The sequence below is a fragment of the Suipraeoptans intestinalis genome (assembly GCF_009696485.1).
GTDB classification, from domain to species: domain Bacteria; phylum Bacillota; class Clostridia; order Lachnospirales; family Lachnospiraceae; genus Suipraeoptans; species Suipraeoptans intestinalis.
The window spans coordinates 704,500-723,655 of sequence record NZ_VULY01000018.1 but is presented as its reverse complement, the minus strand read 5'-3'; the positions used below and the strand labels follow the sequence as shown (position 1 = coordinate 723,655).

At 43.7% G+C, this 19,156-nt stretch carries 22 protein-coding genes and 2 pseudogenes; 21 read left to right on the top strand and 3 right to left on the bottom strand.

Annotated elements, in window-relative coordinates:
- Positions 1-28: 28 nt before the first annotated feature.
- The 8 genes from clpX (at position 29) to guaA (ending at position 8,749) form a co-directional block, all read left to right on the top strand.
- Positions 29-1,495: an ATP-dependent Clp protease ATP-binding subunit ClpX gene (clpX, locus tag FYJ34_RS04115; protein ID WP_154476472.1), complete on the top strand. Its 1,467-nt coding sequence runs from the start codon at positions 29-31 to the stop codon at positions 1,493-1,495.
- A gap of 78 nt (positions 1,496-1,573) precedes the next feature.
- Complete coding sequence (locus FYJ34_RS04110; RefSeq protein WP_154476470.1) at positions 1,574-2,794, top strand: cation:proton antiporter; 1,221 nt, start codon at positions 1,574-1,576, stop codon at positions 2,792-2,794.
- 304 nt (positions 2,795-3,098) lie between these two features.
- Complete coding sequence (locus FYJ34_RS04105) at positions 3,099-3,389, top strand: hypothetical protein (protein ID WP_154476468.1); 291 nt, start codon at positions 3,099-3,101, stop codon at positions 3,387-3,389.
- A 4-nt stretch (positions 3,390-3,393) separates the two neighbouring features.
- A complete protein-coding gene (locus FYJ34_RS04100; protein WP_154476466.1) occupies positions 3,394-3,855 on the top strand; it encodes a signal peptidase II in 462 nt (153 codons plus the stop codon).
- A 191-nt stretch (positions 3,856-4,046) separates the two neighbouring features.
- Positions 4,047-5,195, top strand: coding sequence for a UDP-galactopyranose mutase (glf, locus tag FYJ34_RS04095; protein WP_330582524.1), 1,149 nt, complete (start codon positions 4,047-4,049; stop codon positions 5,193-5,195).
- Between the two features lie 212 nt (positions 5,196-5,407).
- Positions 5,408-6,772: an MATE family efflux transporter gene (locus FYJ34_RS04090; protein WP_154476462.1), complete on the top strand. Its 1,365-nt coding sequence runs from the start codon at positions 5,408-5,410 to the stop codon at positions 6,770-6,772.
- Between the two features lie 15 nt (positions 6,773-6,787).
- Positions 6,788-6,967, top strand: a complete 180-nt coding sequence (locus tag FYJ34_RS04085) for a hypothetical protein (protein ID WP_154476460.1) — start codon at positions 6,788-6,790, stop codon at positions 6,965-6,967.
- Positions 6,968-7,201: 234 nt separating this feature from the next.
- Entirely contained in the window at positions 7,202-8,749 is a 1,548-nt protein-coding gene (guaA, locus tag FYJ34_RS04080) for a glutamine-hydrolyzing GMP synthase (RefSeq protein WP_330582523.1), read from the top strand.
- 203 nt (positions 8,750-8,952) lie between these two features.
- Here guaA and FYJ34_RS04075 read toward each other — a convergent pair.
- Positions 8,953-9,399 (bottom strand): annotated as a pseudogene (locus tag FYJ34_RS04075) (helix-turn-helix domain-containing protein); the annotation flags it as partial.
- Positions 9,400-9,582: 183 nt separating this feature from the next.
- Here FYJ34_RS04075 and FYJ34_RS04070 point away from each other — a divergent pair.
- The 12 genes and pseudogenes from FYJ34_RS04070 to FYJ34_RS15135 all read left to right on the top strand — a co-directional run bounded on the left by FYJ34_RS04070 (position 9,583) and on the right by FYJ34_RS15135 (position 17,463).
- A complete protein-coding gene (locus FYJ34_RS04070; protein ID WP_005611072.1) occupies positions 9,583-9,777 on the top strand; it encodes a hypothetical protein in 195 nt (64 codons plus the stop codon).
- Positions 9,778-9,779: 2 nt separating this feature from the next.
- Positions 9,780-10,895, top strand: coding sequence for a site-specific integrase (locus tag FYJ34_RS04065; protein WP_055261453.1), 1,116 nt, complete (start codon positions 9,780-9,782; stop codon positions 10,893-10,895).
- Positions 10,885-11,205 carry a plasmid mobilization protein gene (locus FYJ34_RS04060; RefSeq protein ID WP_022092899.1) on the top strand — a complete coding sequence of 107 codons (321 nt, stop codon included), beginning with the start codon at positions 10,885-10,887 and terminating at the stop codon, positions 11,203-11,205. The genes FYJ34_RS04065 and FYJ34_RS04060 overlap by 11 nt, the downstream gene beginning before the upstream one ends.
- Before the next feature lie 196 nt (positions 11,206-11,401).
- Positions 11,402-12,397, top strand: coding sequence for an AAA family ATPase (locus FYJ34_RS04055; RefSeq protein ID WP_235899231.1), 996 nt, complete (start codon positions 11,402-11,404; stop codon positions 12,395-12,397).
- A 71-nt stretch (positions 12,398-12,468) separates the two neighbouring features.
- Positions 12,469-12,702: a complexin-2 gene (locus FYJ34_RS04050; RefSeq protein ID WP_427786934.1), complete on the top strand. Its 234-nt coding sequence runs from the start codon at positions 12,469-12,471 to the stop codon at positions 12,700-12,702.
- Between the two features lie 191 nt (positions 12,703-12,893).
- Complete coding sequence (locus FYJ34_RS04045) at positions 12,894-13,121, top strand: DUF5348 domain-containing protein (RefSeq protein WP_022092901.1); 228 nt, start codon at positions 12,894-12,896, stop codon at positions 13,119-13,121.
- Between the two features lie 285 nt (positions 13,122-13,406).
- Positions 13,407-14,828 (top strand): plasmid recombination protein, encoded by a 1,422-nt coding sequence (locus FYJ34_RS04040; protein ID WP_055261451.1) that lies wholly within the window; start codon positions 13,407-13,409, stop codon positions 14,826-14,828.
- Positions 14,829-14,832: 4 nt separating this feature from the next.
- A complete protein-coding gene (locus FYJ34_RS04035) occupies positions 14,833-15,207 on the top strand; it encodes a TnpV protein (protein WP_154476458.1) in 375 nt (124 codons plus the stop codon).
- 256 nt (positions 15,208-15,463) lie between these two features.
- The gene (locus tag FYJ34_RS04030; RefSeq protein ID WP_330378251.1) at positions 15,464-16,123 is read left to right on the top strand and encodes a phosphatase PAP2 family protein; all 660 of its coding nucleotides are present in this window, start codon (positions 15,464-15,466) and stop codon (positions 16,121-16,123) included.
- A 21-nt stretch (positions 16,124-16,144) separates the two neighbouring features.
- Positions 16,145-16,759 carry a helix-turn-helix domain-containing protein gene (locus FYJ34_RS04025; RefSeq protein ID WP_055261444.1) on the top strand — a complete coding sequence of 205 codons (615 nt, stop codon included), beginning with the start codon at positions 16,145-16,147 and terminating at the stop codon, positions 16,757-16,759.
- A gap of 155 nt (positions 16,760-16,914) precedes the next feature.
- Positions 16,915-17,157, top strand: a pseudogene (locus tag FYJ34_RS15140) (type II toxin-antitoxin system prevent-host-death family antitoxin); the annotation flags it as partial.
- Between the two features lie 6 nt (positions 17,158-17,163).
- Positions 17,164-17,463 carry a type II toxin-antitoxin system RelE/ParE family toxin gene (locus tag FYJ34_RS15135; RefSeq protein ID WP_055262129.1) on the top strand — a complete coding sequence of 100 codons (300 nt, stop codon included), beginning with the start codon at positions 17,164-17,166 and terminating at the stop codon, positions 17,461-17,463.
- Positions 17,464-17,767: 304 nt separating this feature from the next.
- Here the strand turns inward: FYJ34_RS15135 and FYJ34_RS04010 are convergent, their stop codons facing one another.
- Both FYJ34_RS04010 and FYJ34_RS04005 read right to left on the bottom strand, forming a co-directional pair.
- Complete coding sequence (locus FYJ34_RS04010) at positions 17,768-18,142, bottom strand: DUF2513 domain-containing protein (RefSeq protein WP_027132396.1); 375 nt, start codon at positions 18,140-18,142, stop codon at positions 17,768-17,770.
- Positions 18,143-18,196: 54 nt separating this feature from the next.
- Positions 18,197-18,799, bottom strand: coding sequence for a helix-turn-helix domain-containing protein (locus FYJ34_RS04005; protein WP_154476456.1), 603 nt, complete (start codon positions 18,797-18,799; stop codon positions 18,197-18,199).
- 161 nt (positions 18,800-18,960) lie between these two features.
- Between FYJ34_RS04005 and FYJ34_RS04000 the strand changes: the two genes are divergently transcribed.
- Entirely contained in the window at positions 18,961-19,152 is a 192-nt protein-coding gene (locus FYJ34_RS04000; protein ID WP_154476454.1) for a hypothetical protein, read from the top strand.
- Positions 19,153-19,156 lie beyond the last annotated feature (4 nt).

Below are 19,156 nucleotides of genomic sequence, written 5' to 3'. Positions count from 1 at the left end.
GCAGAACACTAGGAAAGGAACAGACAGGATGAGTGAGAAAGACAATCAGTTTGACATAGAAACAGAAGAAAAAGAAAGCAGCCTGAAGCAGCAGGAGGAACCGGCAGAAGAGCAGAAGAAAACACCGGAGAAGTTCTGCTCCCTTTGCAGAAGGCCGGAAAAGGTCACAGGAAAGATGATCGAGCTTCCCAACGGAATGTCTATCTGTAAGGACTGTATCCAGAGAAGCTTTGATGCAATGAGCAGCGGACAGATCGACTACAGCCGCCTGATGAACCTGCCGGAAATGCAGTTTTTCCAACAGAAGAACACCGGTGAGACCCTGCCGAAAAAAGAGGAAAAGAAAGAAAAGGAGAAGCGGGAAGAACCGGTTCTGGATATTAAAAATATCCCGCCTCCCCATAAGATCAAGGCGCAGCTGGACGAGTATGTGATCGGACAGGAGCATGCCAAAAAAGTTATGTCGGTGGCAGTGTATAACCATTACAAGCGGGTGGCAACAGGCACCATGGATGAGATCGCGATTGAAAAATCCAATATGCTGATGGTAGGCCCTACCGGTTCCGGAAAGACCTACATGGTCAGGACGCTGGCGAAGCTTCTGGATGTGCCGCTGGCCATTACAGACGCCACCTCCCTGACAGAGGCGGGATACATAGGAGACGATATTGAAAGTGTGGTATCCAAGCTGCTGGCAGCGGCAGACAATGATGTGGAGAAGGCGGAGAGAGGCATCATCTTTATTGATGAGATCGATAAGATCGCCAAGAAACAAAATACCAACCAGCGGGATGTCAGCGGCGAATCGGTACAGCAGGGGATGCTGAAGCTTCTGGAGGGAAGCGAGGTGGAAGTACCGGTGGGAGCCAACAGTAAAAATGCCATGGTGCCGTTGACCACGGTCAACACGAAGAATATCCTGTTTATCTGCGGAGGTGCCTTCCCAGACCTGGAAAAGATCATTCGGGAGAGACTGACCAAACAGTCCTCCATCGGGTTTGGCGCAGATCTGAAGGACAAGTACGACAAGGACAGGAGCCTTCTGGAAAAGGTGGCGGTAGAGGATCTGCGCAGCTTTGGGATGATCCCGGAATTCCTGGGACGTATGCCGATCATTTTTTCCCTGCGGGCCATGGATGAAAAGATGCTGGTCCAGATTTTGCAGGAGCCGAAAAATGCCATTATCAAACAGTACCAGAAGCTTTTGGCGCTGGATGAGGTAAATCTGAAATTTGAGCCGGAGGCATTGCTGGCCATTGCGGAAAAAGCCATGAAAAAGGATACGGGAGCCAGGGCTTTGCGTGCGATCATCGAGGAATTTATGCTGGACATCATGTACGAGATTCCAAAAGATGACAGCATCGGAGAAGTGACTATTACCAGAGCCTATATAGAGGGGACGGGGGGACCTGTCATCTCTCTGAGAGGCCAGACTGCGCTTCCGGAGAAAACAGAAGCTCTGGAGGATGCGGGTAAGGGCGGAGAAAATCGATAAAAGGCTCCGAAAGATACACGACAAGAAGGTCTGACAGAAACCCGGGGAGAGTGAGTCAGACGGGAGGGGAGTAAGACGATGAGAGACTATGGATATTTGCTGGATCTGGCAGTGATCCTGCTGTGCACAAAGGTACTGGGATTGGCAACCAGGAGGGTAAATATGCCGCAGGTGGTGGGAGCTCTTCTGGCCGGACTGCTTCTGGGGCCGGCGGTGGCGGGCGTTCTGTCTTCCACCAATTTTATTAATTCTGTGGCGGAGTTGGGCGTGATCGTGCTGATGTTCTCAGCGGGGCTGGAAACAGATATCAAAGAACTGAAGCAGAGTGGGAAGGCTTCTCTAGTGATCGCCGTCTGCGGGGTGGCGGTGCCGCTACTGGGAGGATTTGGCCTGGCATACCTGTTTAACCGGCCTGGGATGATCCCGTCGGATGCGTCCGGTACCATATTTCTGCAAAATATCTTTATTGGCATTGTGCTGACAGCCACATCTGTAAGCATCACAGTAGAAACACTGAAAGAACTGGGAAAATTAAAGACCAGATCGGGGAATGCTATTTTAGGAGCGGCTATCATTGATGATGTTCTGGGAATCATTGCCCTGACGATTGTTACCAGCCTGGCGGATTCAAAGGTACATCTGGTAGAAGTGATCCTTCGTATCGTGGGCTTTTTTGCCTTTGCTTTTGTGGCAGGATTTCTGTTCTACAAATTATACAAATTCTGGATCGATTCCGCGCCGAAGTTTCTTCACCGGCATGCGATCATGGCGTTTGTGTTCTGTCTGCTGATGGCCTATATCGCAGAGGAGTGGTTTGGCGTGGCAGATATTACCGGCGCCTTCATCGCCGGACTGATCATTTCCAACACGGCAAATGTGGAAAAGGTAGAAACAAAGTTTGATACGGTTTCTTTTATGCTGCTGTCACCGGTGTTTTTTGCCAGTATCGGCATTCAGGTAGTGATTCCCAAAATGACAGTCAAGGTGGTTCTGTTTTCCCTCCTGCTGATCGTAGTGGCGATCGTGACAAAGATCATCGGATGCGGGCTGGGAGCAAAGGCCTGCGGCTATAAGCCTTATCAGTGCAAGCGGATCGGAGTAGGAATGATCTCCAGAGGAGAGGTAGCCTTGATCGTGGCGGGAAAGGGAGCGCAGATGGGGCTGCTTGGCAGTTCGTTTTTGGGACCGGTGGTAATTATGGTGGTGGCGACCACCATCATCACGCCGATCTTATTGAAGGTCGTGTTCCGAAAAACAGACGCTCCCATCCGACAGGAAGGAAGCGGCGTCGGAATCTGATAGAAGGTCAGCCGGAAAAAGGATTTGGCTGTGGAAGAGCTTTGCAGAGAAAGCGATGCTTTGAAAAATGTGCTTTGGAAGGTGATTTGTGGAAGGGAAAGCAAGGATCCGGATCAGATGCAGCCGGTCCTTGATACTGGGCGCTAAAGGGATCTGTAAGAATAGTCTTGGCAGAAGAAAAGAAAAGCTTTAAAATAAAGAAAAGAGACAGGTTCCGGATCTCCGGAACACAACAGGAGGTTACAGGGCGGCAGGAAGCAGATCTGCCGTGCAGTCAACAAAGCAGAAGAAAGGAGCAGGGAACATGAGTGATTTTTTGGAAGGATTAGGGCAGCAGGTGAGCGATGTGGTTTCGGATCTGCGGGAAAAGGCGGAAAATGCAGTAGAGATCCAGCGGAAGAAAAGTCAGATCGGTCTGCTGAATCGGGCCAATGACAGAGATATCAGAGATATCGGCAGGATGATCTACGAAAAGTTTAAAAACGGAGAGCTGATGGATACGGAATATATTGCCTTGTGTGAAGCGATTGAAAAACGGGAAGAAGAGATTGCCCATCAGAAGGAAGCCATCGCAAGGATCAAAGAAGGGAACTAAAAGCATGTGGATCGGTTTGTTTTTATTCCTGACCGGTACGGATCTGGCCGTGAAGCAGTACGTAGAAACGCAAATGGAAGAGACAGAAGAGATTCGGCTTTCCCGGCGGCTGTTTTTTAGGAAAGTGCATAACAGGGGATTCCTTCTTGGGAAACTGGAGGAATTCCCCGGACTGATAAAAGGCGTATCCATGCTGGCAGCGGGCATGGCGGGCCTTTTTGCGCTACAAGGGATCCGAAAGGAGAAAAGCAGGAAAGCAAAGGCGGGGCTGGTACTTACTCTGGCAGGAGCAGCCAGCAATCTGTACGACCGCCTGGTGCGTGGATACGTGGTAGACTACATCGGAATCGAGGAAGTAAAAGGAGTTCCCAAAGGCTTCACCGCAAATCTGGCAGATCTTTATCTTTTGGCAGGGGCCGTCCTGTCTGCGTTTGGAGGAAAAGGACGCCGGAAGCAGCGGCGGTAACGGCGCTTGCAGAAGGCCCGGCGGATAAGGATGGAGAAGCCTGTAGAAGGTCTGACAGATGGGATGGGGAAGCCTACAGAAGGCCTGGGAGATGAGGATAGAACTTGTAAGAGGCTTGGTAGATAAGGAGAGAGAGGCCTACAGAAGGCTCGGCAGATAAGGATAGGGGAAACTTGCAGAAGGCCCGACGGATGAAAATAGAGGGAAGTTCGGGAGACAGGAGAGGAAGTATGTACGATTATATTGTTGTAGGAGCGGGTCTGTTTGGATCCGTTTTTGCAAGAGAGGCGAAAAAAAAGAAGAAGAAAGTGCTGGTACTGGATAAGAGGCCGCATATTGGCGGGAACATCTACACTAAAAAGGTGGAAGGTATTCAGGTGCATCAGTATGGGGCGCACATTTTTCACACCAACAATCAGCGGGTCTGGGATTATATTACACAATTTGGGGAATTTAACCGTTTTACCAATGCGCCGATCGCCAATTATAAGGGAGAGATCTATTCCATGCCCTTTAATATGTACACCTTCAATCAAATGTGGGGAGTGGCAACACCACAGGAGGCGGAGGAAAAGATTCGCCGGCAAAGACAGGAGATCACAGGAACCCCCAAAAACCTGGAGGAACAGGCAGTATCCCTGGTGGGACGGGATATTTTTGAAAAAATGATCCGGGGCTATACAGAAAAGCAGTGGGGAAGAGACTGCAAGGAGCTTCCGGCATTTATCATCAAGCGTTTGCCGGTCAGGTTTACCTACGACAACAATTATTTTAATGCGAAGCACCAGGGGATCCCTGTGGGCGGCTATACCAAACTGGCAGAGAATCTGCTGGAAGGGATCGAGGTGCGTCTGGAAACAGATTATCTGGAACAGAAGGCAAAGTGGGACCGGCAGGCAGAGCATATTGTTTATACCGGAGCGATCGACGCTTATTTTGACTATCGGCTTGGCTGCCTGGAGTATCGTTCTGTTCAGTTTGATACAGAAGTACTGGATATTCCCAATTTTCAGGGAAATGCAGCGGTGAATTATACAGACAGGGAGACGCCCTGGACCCGGATCATAGAGCACAAGTGGTTTACATTTGGAAAAGATGAAGAAGGAAATGACCTGGAGAAAACAGTGATCAGCCGGGAGTACAGCAGGGAATGGAAGATGGGAGATGAGCCGTATTATCCGGTCAATGACGAAAAAAACAGTCAGAGGTACGTGGCGTACAAGAAGCTGGCAGACCAGGAAAAACAGGTGATTTTTGGAGGCAGGCTGGGAGAATACAAGTATTATGATATGGATCAGGTCATCGAATCTGCGCTGACCTGTGCAGAAACCCATCTGTAGACATAAGGAAAAAGAGGACGGAGGATTTCCAAAAAAGGGAAAAGCTTTCAAAGGGAAGGCGCCCCCAAAAAAAAGAAGAAGGGGAAGCTTTCTAAAAAAGAAAGATGCAAAAAAGAGAAAGGTTACGCAAAATTTCCAGAAACGACAGGAACAATTGCCGGACGACAGGAGATTTTTGGGAACAGAGGCATGTGGCAGGAAGAGGAAAAGGAATGAAAAACCCAAAGGAGCAAAAAGGAAAAACAGCATATTTGTTCAGTAACAGAGATCTGGCTTTTTTAATCCTGCCGCTGATGGTAGAACAGTTCCTGGTGATTCTGGTGGGGATGGCCGATACTATTATGATCGCCAGCGTAGGAGAATCGGCGGTATCCGGCGTGTCTTTGGTGGATCAGGTGATGATACTCTGGATTTCTTTGTTCTCGGCGCTGGCAACAGGAGGAGCCGTCGTTGTAGGGCAGTATCTGGGACAGAAGAAGGTAGAAAAAGCGAGGGAGGCTTCCTGGCAGATGGTCTGGTTCGGTACGTTCTGCGCCATTGGGATCATGCTGCTTCTCTATATGGGAAAAACGTTTGTTTTGCAGGTGGTTTTCGGAAAAATACAGGCAGATGTGCGAAACCACGCAGATATTTATTTTATGATCGTAACAGCCTCTATTCCGTTTGTGGCTATCTACAACCTGACTGCGGCCATTTTTCGGACCATGGGCGATTCCAGGACACCGATGCAGGTGTCCGTTTTGATGAATCTGATCAATGTGGCGGGAAATGCAGCTTTGATCTACGGAGTACATCTGGGAACCCCGGGGGTGGCGATTCCCACACTGACATCCCGGGTGATCGCAGCTTTGATCCTGCTTCTTTTGCTGTTTAATAAAAAGCGGGAGCTGTATCTGAAAGCCACGTGGAGATACCGGCCGGACTGGAGCATGATCGGTCGGATTTTGAGCATTGGAATCCCCAATGGCCTGGAAAACAGTATGTTCCAGCTGGGAAAAATACTGGTGCTAAGTCTCATCTCCACCTTTGGCACCTATGCCATTGCTGCAAATGCAGTCAGCAATGCAGTGGCGCTTTTTCAGATCCTTCCGGGAATGGCAATGACACTGGCAGTCACACCGGTTATCGCCAGGTGTGTAGGAGCGGGAGATTACAGGCAGGTGACATATTACAATAAAAAATTTCTTATCCTTACACACATCAGCATGGCTGTTGTGGTAGGAGGACTGTTTCTGATCCGGCCTCAGATACTGGAGGCATATCATCTGTCTGCAAGGACGGCGGAGGTGACGGGCCGGATATTGACATTTCACGGAATCTGCGCCGTTTTGATCTGGCCGGCATCCTTTACACTGCCCTGTACCTTCCGGGCGACGGGGGACGCCAAGGTGTGTATGTACATCTCCATTTTTTCCATGTGGATTTTCCGCATTGCTTTCAGCTATATTCTGGGAAGTTATTTCCACATGGGAGTATTTGGCGTGTGGGTGGCCATGGTGATCGACTGGGTGTTTCGAACCAGTTGCTTTCTGCTTCGATATCGCAGTGGAAAGTGGAAAAAAGAGGCGCTGGTGTAGGGAAGCCTTCTGAATATGGGAAAACAGAGAAAAAAACACATTAAAATAACTACCGAACGAAAGGGAGAATTTATACTGAACGAAAGAGAGAGTTCATACCAGGCAGCAAGAGAGAATCCATATCGGACAGGAAGAGAGAAGAAATGTCAGATGGAAGGAGAGAATACTTGTAAAAGAAGAAGGTCTCCCGTATAATAGAAACACTTGAAAAAGGAAAGACTCATGTGGAAGCGCACTTGGGAAAGCGGTTTTGCCTGGTGGATATCAAGGGGAAACAAAAGGTTTTTGAAGAAATACAGGAACGAACCGGGAGAAAGGGCAGGACTTTGTAAAGCATTACGAAGCGCATGAGATGGGCGGATGAAAGCTTGCCGAATAGAAAGTAAGGAAAAGACGGAAATACCGGGATGAGTGAAGGAGGAAAACAGCGTGAGCAGAGAATTGGTGGTTGTGATTGATTTTGGAGGACAGTATAATCAGCTGGTAGCCAGACGGGTGAGAGAATGCAATGTATACTGTGAAATTTATTCTTATAAAACAGAATTAGAAAAGATCAAAGCCCTACGCCCGAAGGGAATTATTCTGACAGGAGGCCCCAATAGCTGTTACGAGGAAGGGGCTCCCACCTATACAAGAGAGCTTTTTGAGTCAGGAATCCCTGTGCTGGGTCTTTGCTACGGAGCACAGCTGATGATGCATGTGCTGGGAGGAAAGGTAGAAAAAGCACCGGTGCGGGAATATGGAAAAACGGAAGTGCGGATCGACCGGGAAGATTCTCCTATTTTTTCTGAGGTGGAGGCATCCACTATTTGCTGGATGAGCCATTTTGACTATATTTCCAAGGTGGCACCGGGCTTTGAAATCACAGCCCATACAAAAGATTGCCCGGTGGCAGCGGCGGAAGATGCCGACAGAAATCTCTATGCGATCCAGTTTCATCCGGAGGTGCTGCATACGGAAAAGGGGACACAAATGCTGTGGAACTTTGTAAGAAAGGTGTGTGACTGCAGCGGCGATTGGAAGATGGACTCCTTTGTGAGGGATTCCGTTGAGCAGATCAGAAAAAAAGTAGGAAACGGCAGAGTGCTCTGCGCCTTATCCGGAGGCGTGGACTCTTCTGTGGCGGCCGTTCTTTTGTCCAAGGCAGTGGGAGAACAGCTGACCTGCGTGTTCGTGGACCATGGCCTTCTTCGCAAGGATGAAGGGGATGAAGTGGAAGCGGTGTTCGGAGAAAAGGGACAATATGATCTGAACTTTATCCGGGTCAACGCCCAGGAGCGATTCTATCAGAAGCTGGCGGGGGTTTCAGAGCCGGAACAAAAGCGAAAGATCATTGGAGAAGAGTTTATCCGCGTCTTTGAAGAAGAGGCGAAAAAGATAGGAGCGGTGGAGTTTCTGGTACAGGGAACTATCTACCCGGATGTGGTGGAAAGCGGGGTAGGCGGAGAATCTGTTGTGATTAAATCGCACCACAACGTGGGAGGACTGCCGGATTATGTGGATTTTAAAGAGATCATCGAGCCGCTTCGAGATCTGTTTAAAGACGAGGTGAGAAAGGCCGGACTGGAGCTTGGGATACCGGAGCATCTGGTGTTCCGCCAGCCATTCCCGGGACCGGGTCTCGGGATTCGTATCATTGGCGAAGTAACAGCAGAGAAGGTGCGCATCGTACAGGAGGCAGACGCCATCTACCGGGAAGAAATTGCGAAAGCAGGTATTGCAAGAGAAATCGGACAATACTTTGCAGCGCTGACCAATATGAGGAGCGTAGGGGTTATGGGCGATGAACGGACCTATGACTACGCTGTGGCGCTTAGAGCCGTAAATACCATTGATTTTATGACGGCAGAAGCCGCGGAGCTTCCCTGGGAGGTTCTGCAGAAAGTCACCAGCAGGATCATCAATGAGGTAAATCATGTGAACCGGGTACTGTACGATGTGACCAGTAAGCCGCCGGGGACGATAGAGTTTGAATAATGAAAAAATTCTGGAAACCCTTATAAACAGGGCATTTCCGGGCACAAGAAGTTCTATTTGATAACAAAATGATAACACCGGATATTTAGGTAGTATTTATCAGCAATCCGGTGGTTGTCAGGTAATATGTGTGAAACCAACAAAAAAGGTCTTACTGAATTGAGTGAAATCAATTTGGTAAGGCCTTTTTTCGTTGGTTTTTATGTTGTTTTTTTCGGGTAATTGTACCGCCACTGGTCATATTCTTCTTTGGTGATCTCCCCGGATTTTAGTTTTTCTGCCTGTTCCTGCCATGCGTAGAACATATCAAACATAGAAAGGTAGGTGGTTCCTTTGGACTTATCCAGCCGGAGACAGAGTTCTCCGTCAATTTCTCCAATATGAAGTCCGTAAAGGTCTTCTAATGTAAATAAGGTGTGCATCAGCCCAACATAACTGTCAATGTCCGGTACAGCGAGTGCATGAGGGGAGACCTCAAAAATGTCAGCCAGTGCATTCAGATAGTTTTCCTTTGGACTGCGAGAGCCTTTTTCGTACTGTGCAATGCGGACATCAGCCTGTGATTCGCTGAATCCCAGCTGTTGACCTAAATATTTCTGCGTGAATCCACGCAGAAGTCGAAAATGATGAATTCTTTCTCCTATTGCCATGCTCATATCTCCTGTCTTTTACTTGATAAATTGAGTATAGCATATATGTATAGTACAGACAAGGAGAAACCATACAAAAAAGTATAGAATTTTTGTTTTGAAACACTTGACCAATACAAAAAAGTATAGTATCATACGGACTATACAGAAATGTATAGTGAGAAACGAAGGAGGGATTTTACAATGAGTAAAATGTTTATGAATGTAAAAGAGGTCATGGAAGTTCTGGAAGTATCGGAATCCTACGCTTATAAGCTGATGAAAAGGCTGAACAGGGAATTACAGGCGATGGGATGCCAGACAATTGCAGGAAAAGTTGACCGGAAGTATTTTTACGAACAGTTCTACGGAACGAGATCAAACGATGGGAGGAATTAAGAATGGCAATTTACAAGACTGAAAGCAATAACACATGGTACGTTATGGTACGGTATCAGGACTGGACCGGCGAACGTAAGCAGAAATGCAAAAGAGGATTTGCAACAAAAAGAGAAGCTGCACAGTGGGAGCAGCAGTTCATACTCCAGAAGAAAGCCAGTATGGATATGGAACTGGAGAGCTTCTGCAAATTATATGAGGAAGATGTGAGACCAAGGCTGAAAAAGAGTACCTGGCTTACAAAGGAAAATATTATCAAGTCCAAGATTTTACCCTATCTGGGAAAAAGAAAGGTGTCAGAAATCACCGCAAAGGATGTTTTGGACTGGCATAATGAGCTTCGCAAATTGACAAGCAGGAAAGGAAAACCTTTATCCCCTACTTATCTGAAAACAATCCATGGACAGTTGAGTACGATTTTCAACCATGCGATCAAGTTTTATGATCTTAGCATGAATCCGGCAAGGAAAGCTGGCACAATCGGCTCAGAAGAAAGCAAGGAAATGCTCTTCTGGACAAAGGCAGAGTATAAACAGTTTTCAGAAGAAATGATGGATAAACCACTTTCCTACTATGCGTTCCAGTTATTGTACTGGTGCGGAATCAGATCCGGGGAGCTTTTGGCTTTAACTCCTGCGGATTTCGATTTCCAGAAGAGAACGTTGCGGATCAACAAATCCTATCAGCGTTTAAAGGGAGAAGATGTGATCAGCACTCCGAAAACAAAGAACAGTGTCCGTACTGTAACTATGCCAAAGTTCTTATGTGACGAAATGCAGGATTGTTTGAAGTTATATTACAGCCTGCAGCCGGATGACCGTATTTTCCCTGTAACTAAGTATTATCTGAACCATGAAATGGAAAGAGGATGCAAAGCAAGCGGTGTGAAAAAAATCCGGGTGCATGATCTCAGACACAGCCATGTCTCTTTGCTGATTAACATGGGCTATACAGCACTGGCAATCGGAAAAAGGGTTGGTCATTCAGCAGAAAAGATCACTTACCGATATGCGCATCTGTTCCCGTCCGTACAGCAGGATATGGCAGACCAGTTGGATGCAGAAAACATGAATGAAGAACCAAATGATAGGGAAGGAGGACTTGCGTATGTCAGCTAAATGTTTGGATAGACAGGGGCGTTGGAGAAATAAAACGGTAGCTTTTCGGGTATCACCGGAGGAGGATGAACTTCTGGAAACAGCGGTTAAATTGTCCGGTCTGACTAAACAGGATTATATTATCCGAAGATTGCAGGAAAAAGAGGTTGTAGTGACAGGAAATCCGAGAGTGTATAAGGCGTTGAAAAATGAACTGGCAAAGGTTCTGAATGAACTGAAACGTTTGAAAAAGGGTGATGATGTGCCGGAGGATTTACTGGAAGTAATCCGGCTGATCACAGTGACGATGGATGGCATGAAGGAAGAATAGAAAATGCCTTTAAGTGTCGGCAAACACCTAAAGGCAGAGATTTGGTAGAATACTCACCAAAAACTTTCTACGAGTATTCTATCAAAATCTCCACTTCCTTTCAACGGGAAAATAAGGAGGAACGATGGAAACGAACAGAGTAGAGACAAAGAAAACAGAAATAAAAAGGACGGAGTCGGATCTGAAGCTGATAAATATGGAATCAGTGGAAGTAGAGCAGATTGAATGGCTGTTCTATCCGTTTATTCCTTTTGGAAAAGTAACGATTATTCAGGGAGATCCGGGAGAAGGAAAGACTACGATGGTACTTCAGATTATTGCGAAGTTGACCAAAGGCGAAAAAATTCTTCCAGAGCAACAACAGGCAACAGACGAGAAGGATAGAGCAGAAAAGAACGTTGACTCTGATGCGAATCCAGTGGAAAGCCCGATAGAACCTGTGAATGTTATTTATCAGACTGCAGAAGATGGATTGGGCGATACTATCAAGCCTCGACTTCTTGCAGCTGGTGCAGATTGTTCCAGAGTGATGGTAATTGATGATAACGATCGGGCATTGACCATGATGGATGCCAGATTGGAAGAAGCTATCATACAGACAAAAGCCCGTCTGGTAGTTTTAGATCCAATACAGGGATTTCTTGGAGCAGAGGTGGATATGCACCGGGCAAATGAAATCCGTCCGTTAATGAAGCGTGTGGCAGTGCTTGCAGAGAAATACCACTGTGCAATCATTCTGATCGGGCATATGAACAAAAACAGTAACGGAAAATCTTCTTACCGTGGATTGGGTTCGATTGATTTTCAGGCGGCAGCCAGAAGTGTGCTGATTGTTGGGCGGATTAAAGATGAACCGGAAATCCGTGTGGTATGCCATGTGAAAAGTTCCCTTGCACCGGAAGGGAAATCAATTGCATTCCGATTAGATAAGGATACTGGATTCGAGTGGATCGGGGAATACGACATTAGTGCGGATGATCTGCTCAGTGGTGACAGCAGAGGTCAGAAAAGCCGGAAGGCAAAGGAGTTTCTGTTGGAAATATTGGCTGATGGTGGCATGGCACAGAAAAAGATTGAAGAAGAAGCGGAAAAACGAGGAATTAAGAAGAAAACCCTACGGAACGCAAAACTGGAACTGGAGATTGATTCGGTGAAACGTGGAAATCAATGGTTCTGGATGCTTCCAGAATAAAAGGAAGATGGCAAGATGACTATTTCTTAAGAACAGGGCATCTTGCCACCTTGAAAGGAGACAACATGGAAATAAAAAATGTACAGATACCATTTGCCTTGTTTAGACAGCTGGTTTCCTATCATTTGATGGAAGATCAAAGCTGTTCGGAGGAAATTTGCAAAGGGCTTATGGAGAAAGTGGAGCGTATGGCAAACCGGCAGTTATATACACAGTCGAAAACTGCTCCGACAGAGGAAGAACGGGAAAAGTCCCGTCAGGAATATCTGGACAGGCGGGGAATACCGGAAAGCTTTCGATGGTAACAGTTCTTGTTGTCTGTCCTATGACAGGAGCGTGTCACGCACCTGTAGATAGCAGACAAGGAGAAAGCTGGTAAGATGCAAGACGGAAGGTTGTGGATAAAACGACAGTGCGTTGGTGGTTTGATGGCTGTGAAGGATGCCCTGAAACGGGGCTCCCTATGGAAAACGATAAATGAAGGGAGAGTGACACAATGAGAGAAGGAAGATTAGGTTATAACAGCAATAACGGAAGATACGGTTTATTATCATCAGATTTATGGATTGACACAGGATTTCACTGCGGAGAAGGGCTGGAAGTGCTGGTTGACGATCAGTGGGTCAAGACCAGAATGGAAATGAATCCGGCAAGGGAATGGTATCTGGTGGGGACACCATACTGCGGAGATTTGGAATATGTCCGGGCGAGAATAACGGGATAAGTCAGTCATACAAGTAACGCAGGAGTAAACCGACCAACGGGAGGAATAGGTCTTCGCTCCGATTCGGTCGGTGCATAACAGACGTCCCCGGACGTCTTGCCCCCGGCAGGGCGCAAGGGGACTTTTGATGGACGGTACGGCTGTCGAAAGTGCTTTTGCGTTACTTTTGACAAAAGTAACAAAACCGCCGTATCCGGCGAAGAGTTCTTTTTATCGCCATAACTGGCGAAGATACAAATTTATGTGCCATGTCTGGCACTGGTTTCAGAAGGGGAGGTGAGAAGCATGACCATGAAAAGAACAATTAGCGGTATGATCGGAGCTGGTTCTCTGGCTCATAACAGAAGGGATTTCATAGCAGAAAATGTAGATCCGGACAGAGTACACTTGAATATTTGTTACCAGAATGAAAATCTGAAAGATGTTTATAAAGAGTTGTTTGATGATTCTGTGGAGCGATACAATGTGGGGAAAAGAAAAGACCGTCAGATTACAAATTATTATGAAAAAATCCGGCAGGGAAAACAGGAAAAACTATTCCATGAGGTCATTTTCCAGATTGGAAATTGTGAAGACATGGCTGTAGGGACAGTAGAAGGAGAACTGGCAGTGAAGGTGTTGAATGAATATATGCAGGATTTTCAGAAAAGGAATCCAACTCTCCGGGTATTTTGCTGTTATCTTCATCAGGATGAAGCTACACCACATCTGCATATTGATTTTGTTCCCTATGTGACTGGTTGGAAAGGAAAAGGGATGGATATCAGAGTTTCACTGAAGCAGGCATTAAAAAGTTTGGGATTTCAAGGTGGAAATAAACATGACACAGAATTAAATCAGTGGATAAACCACGAAAAAGAAGTGCTGGCAGATATTGCAAAGCAGTATGGGATTGAATGGGAACAGAAAGGTACCCATGAGGAACATCTGGATGTTTATAATTTCAAGAAAAAAGAACGAAAGAAGGAAGTTCAGGCTCTGGAGCAGGAAAAAGAGTATCTGACAGCAGAGAATGAGGGACTGACTGCACAGATTGCAGAATCCAAGGCAGATATTCAGCTTTTGAAAGAAGATAAGGAACAGGCGGTCAGGGATAAAGAAGCTGCAGAAAAGCGGGCAGAGAAAGCAGAAATAGAATTAAAAAGCCTAGAAGAACGTCGGGAGCAGTTACAGCCGATCATAGATAATGTCAGTAAGGAAATAAAAGAATATGGGACGGTTAAAACGCTTCTACCGGAAGCAGGAGCATTGGAACGTGCAGGAACCTATCGGGATAAAAAAGTTAAACCATTATTTATTCAAATGAAGAATAAGATTGCTGCAATGGCTGCCCAGGTAAAAGAACTTACGAAAGAAGTGGAGAAATGGAAAAATAAATACCAGAAGACAAAACAGGCATATAACAGTGTTCAGAAAGAGTTGGATGATATGCGTAAAGACAATCAGAAATTATTAGAAGAAAAGAATATGTTGCAAAGTGTTTCTGATAGATATGATCGTGTTGTGCGTGTCATGGGAATAGACACTGTGGAGGCTGCGGTACTGCAGGATATTCATAATCAGAAAGCACTGGAAGAAAAACGACGGATGGAACAAATGCCAAAAGGAAGCATTTACGAAAGATTAGCATGGGGTGCGAAAAAGAGCGAGATGGAGAATCAGCAGCGTAAGAAAAATAAAACAAAGAACAGAGGAATGGAGATATAAGTGCATGAAAAAACACATTTATGATGAAAAGAACGGATTAAGCTATACCTTGCATGGAGATTACTATTTGCCGGGTCTGGTGCTGAATGAGGAAGAACCGACATATGGGAAATATGGAATGTTGCGGAAACAATATCTGAAAGAGTATAGACCAGCAAGATATCAGTGCCTGTTATTGACTGGAAAGCTGACTGAACATCTGAATCAGATTGATCGGGATGCAAGAGAGCAGGTCGAAATGTTAATGAAGCAGATGGCAGAAGAACAGAGTGTGACAGAAACATTGAAGATACGGGATCAGATGAAGTGGGTCGGGTTGATGAATAATATCAGAACAAGTGCTGAAAAAAATGTACTGAAAGAGATCGTTTATATATAAGTTAAGAGGGCTGCCGAAAGGCGACTCTTTGTAAATGTAAGAGTGGAATTTCAGAATAGAACATGATAGAATGCTAAAAGATAAATCCGGATTTGCAGGGATAGATAATCAGAAGGAAATACTGAAAAAACAAGCATTTACGGGTATGATACGAATCGTATCACGTATGTGACCGAGCGATTCTATCATCATTTTATGTTTTTTGATAAGGTGAATGTGTCGAAAAGACAAACCCATATAGAAAGGACGTAGAATGATGAAAAAGAACGGAATGAAGAATTTACTATTTGGAGGAATATTCATTGCAACTTTTGTATTATGGACAGTTTTGATCCAGATGGTAGATGTGCAGCCTCATGGTCAAAACGGAACGAATATTGGATTTGCAACACTCAATTGCTGGTTTCACCGCTTCACAGGCGTACACATGATGATTTATTCGATTACTGATTGGATGGGGCTGGTGCCTGTCGTAGTATGCCTGATCTTTGCAGGTGTGGGACTAGTTCAGTTGATTAAGAAAAGAAGTCTTTTCAAGGTGGATCCGGATATCATTATTCTGGGTATTTATTATATTGTCGTGATCCTGGCATATATATTTTTTGAGATGATTCCAATCAATTACAGACCTATTTTAATTAACGGAGTAATGGAGGCATCTTATCCATCATCAACTACACTATTGGTATTGTGTGTGATGCCGACTTTGATCGAACAGACTCAGCGCAGGCTGTCAAGCATTGCAGTCAAAAAAGTGATAACGATTGTAACAATCGCTTTTTCGGCATTCATGGTTATTGGCAGATTGATTTCGGGAGTACATTGGCTCACGGATATTGTAGGTGGCGTATTGTTAAGCATTGGATTATTTTCTATTTATCAGGGAGCGGTTATACTGTCAATAAAGAATAAATAAAACGAGCAAGGGGTGGAGGTTTTGGAATTTCATGAAAAACTTCAGGAATTAAGAAAAAGCCGGGGAATGACACAAGAAGAACTGGCTGCGGCATTATTTGTATCTAGAACTGCAATTTCAAAATGGGAATCCGGAAGAGGATATCCGAGCATAGATTCATTAAAGGAAATATCTCGATATTTTTCTGTGTCGATTGATGATCTGTTATCTGGAGAACAGTTGATTTTGATTGCAGAAAAAGAAAACAAATCAAATCTCAATAGTGTATGTGACTTATTATGGGGATTTGTTGACTTGCTTTCTTTGATGCTTATTTTTCTTCCGCTGTATCCCAAGCCGGTCAATGGTTATATCTATTCGGTAAATCTTTTTGAGTATGTAGATAATAATAAATGGATTATTACCATTTATTGGATAATGTTCATCACTTTAACGATTATCGGGATTGTGAAAATATTGATGGTCTATTTCAAATTTGAAAAAGGCAAAAAGGTGATTACTGCATTGTCTATAGGATGCAGTGTTATCGATGTTTTGTTTTTGGCAATGATGAAAGAACCATATGCAATAATAGTTGCTTTTCTGCTATTACTGATCAAAAGTGGTCTCCTTTATAAACAAGCCAAGGCAGGCTGATCAGGTATTGTCCCCTACAACTTCAAGTTTGTCGAATTAAAAAATAGGAATAGTTATAATAGAAAGCTGTAAAAATTCACGTTGAATTTTACAGCTTTTTGTGTATAATATAAGTAGCAGAAACAATATAAAATCAAGGAAGGAGCTGAAAGAATATGGCAAGTATTTTACCAGTATCTGATTTGAGAAATTATAACGAAGTCCTGAAGAACTGCCATAAAGGCGAGCCTGTATATCTTACCAAGAATGGTAGAGGACGTTTTGTGGTTATGGATTTTGAAGATTATGAACGTGATCGTGCGGAAAAGAAGCTTTTAATGAAGCTGCAGGAAGCCGAAGAAGCAGTGAAAGACGGCGAGGGATGGCTGGAGTTAGATGAACTGAAGGCACTTGTGGGGAATAAGATGTTAAAATTACGGATTAACCCGATTGTTGCAAAGGACCTGAAGAATATCCGGGATTACATCGCTGAAGATAGTGAAGAATATGCCGCAAAGACTATAAAGGAAATTTATGGTAAATTTGAGAATCTCCAGATGTTTCCGGGAATGGGTTCAGACCTTTCAAAGCGAGTCAGCTTTCGGACAGACTATAAATATGCGATATGGGAAGATTATGTGATTATCTACAAGGTAAGCAACGAGTATGTAGAAATTTATCGTGTCATCAATCGGTATCAGGATATTACAAGAATTTTTGATTGATAACAGAAATATGATAACAAATTGATAACACCGTTCAGTACAGTCCGTGGACTAAGGATAGTGGAACACATATAAAACCAGATAGAACCATAACGCCTATACAAAATTGTATAGTGACAAAAACTCATTTGCGAGTTTGAATAGTTAAAAATAGGCTATAAAGCCTTATAAATAGCCATTTTGTGATTGGTGTGCTTGCGAAATGCTTGCAAATTTTAGAAATTGGTCACCTGAAGAATAATTTTCAAGGAATACAAAAAGCAACTAAGAGAAAAATCCTAGTTGCTTTTTTGTTTTTTATCATTTATAAGTTTAATGCTGCTTTCATCGAAACTGCCAACAAATCTGTGGCGATTGTTTTAGCAACTTCTAATGTAAACGGCAGAGCTTTATCTTTAATTATCTTCTTGACATTATTCCATGTAGTATCTTCTCTAATTTTATCTAAAAAATCATGTCCTTCCCAAGTTAATGAACCAACTGAAAAAAAGTATAATGAGTTATCAGCATACTGAGCATTATAGTAATCGATCAATCCAGCTTCATTTAAAATTTTACAATGATAAGCAATTTGTAAATTATCATAATTTTCTAGTTCAAGATTTGACAATGCCGTATCAATATATTGTTCTTCGATTTTAAATAAAATTTTTCTGCATAAGTCCATATCTCTTTTCAAACTTAATACCTCCTGCATGACTTATAAAATTTTGTCGTTTTAACGATTCCGTTTTTATAGCAAATTATTTTCTTTCAAATACTCAATTCTCTTTTTTAGAATTTCATCTCTTGACAGCTCCTCAAATTCTTTCTGTGTTAGTGGTAGAGTGTAATACTCTACAGACTTATTTTTCATAGAATCAAATTGTTCTTTTGTAATAGAGTAAGACTCCAAGTCAAACAGATTATCGGACAATTCTTTTAGAATATTACATACGTCAGCATTAAAAGCGTGTTCTTTATCATTACCATAGAACACAAGCTTAACATTCCATTTATTTTCATCGGTTTCAATGTCATTATTGGGGAATTTATCTTCCACAATTATTTCAAATCCGATTTCTTTTTTCATTGCCAGTTCATACATAAATAATACAAAATCTCTCATGCTTGAAAGACCTAAAGTATAGTCACTTCTTCCGGCAAGCCAATCTAAAGATACTTTGCATTTATCGGCAATATCTATCAGCACATCTATTGTAGGATTATTTTTACCATTTTCGTAAGCAGACATTGACGGTTGAGGTATTCCTAAAAATTCTGCAAACTCCTTTTGTGTTTTTTTATTTATAGAACGAAGATATTTCAATCGTTCCGATACAGTTTTATTATTCATATTATAATCTCCTATATTTATTATATCTTATTATATCAAATCGTATACTAAAAATAAAGAGAAATTCTGATAAAAATTAGAAATAACTATTGACTTATATTATATAAATCAGTATACTAATATATATCGCAAGTTCAAATAAACGAGAAAGGAGGAAAAATATGAGAAAAATGTATGTTGATGCTGAAGAAGTCAGCAAAGATTGGGGAGTTTCAAAACCTAAGGCATACAAAATGATAAAAGAATTAAATGAGAGAATGTTAAAAGGCAATCCAAATCTGATAGTGATTGCAGGCAAGGTTAATCGAAAATTTTATGAAGAGAACTGTTATGGACAATCGAAAGAAGTGTAGGAGG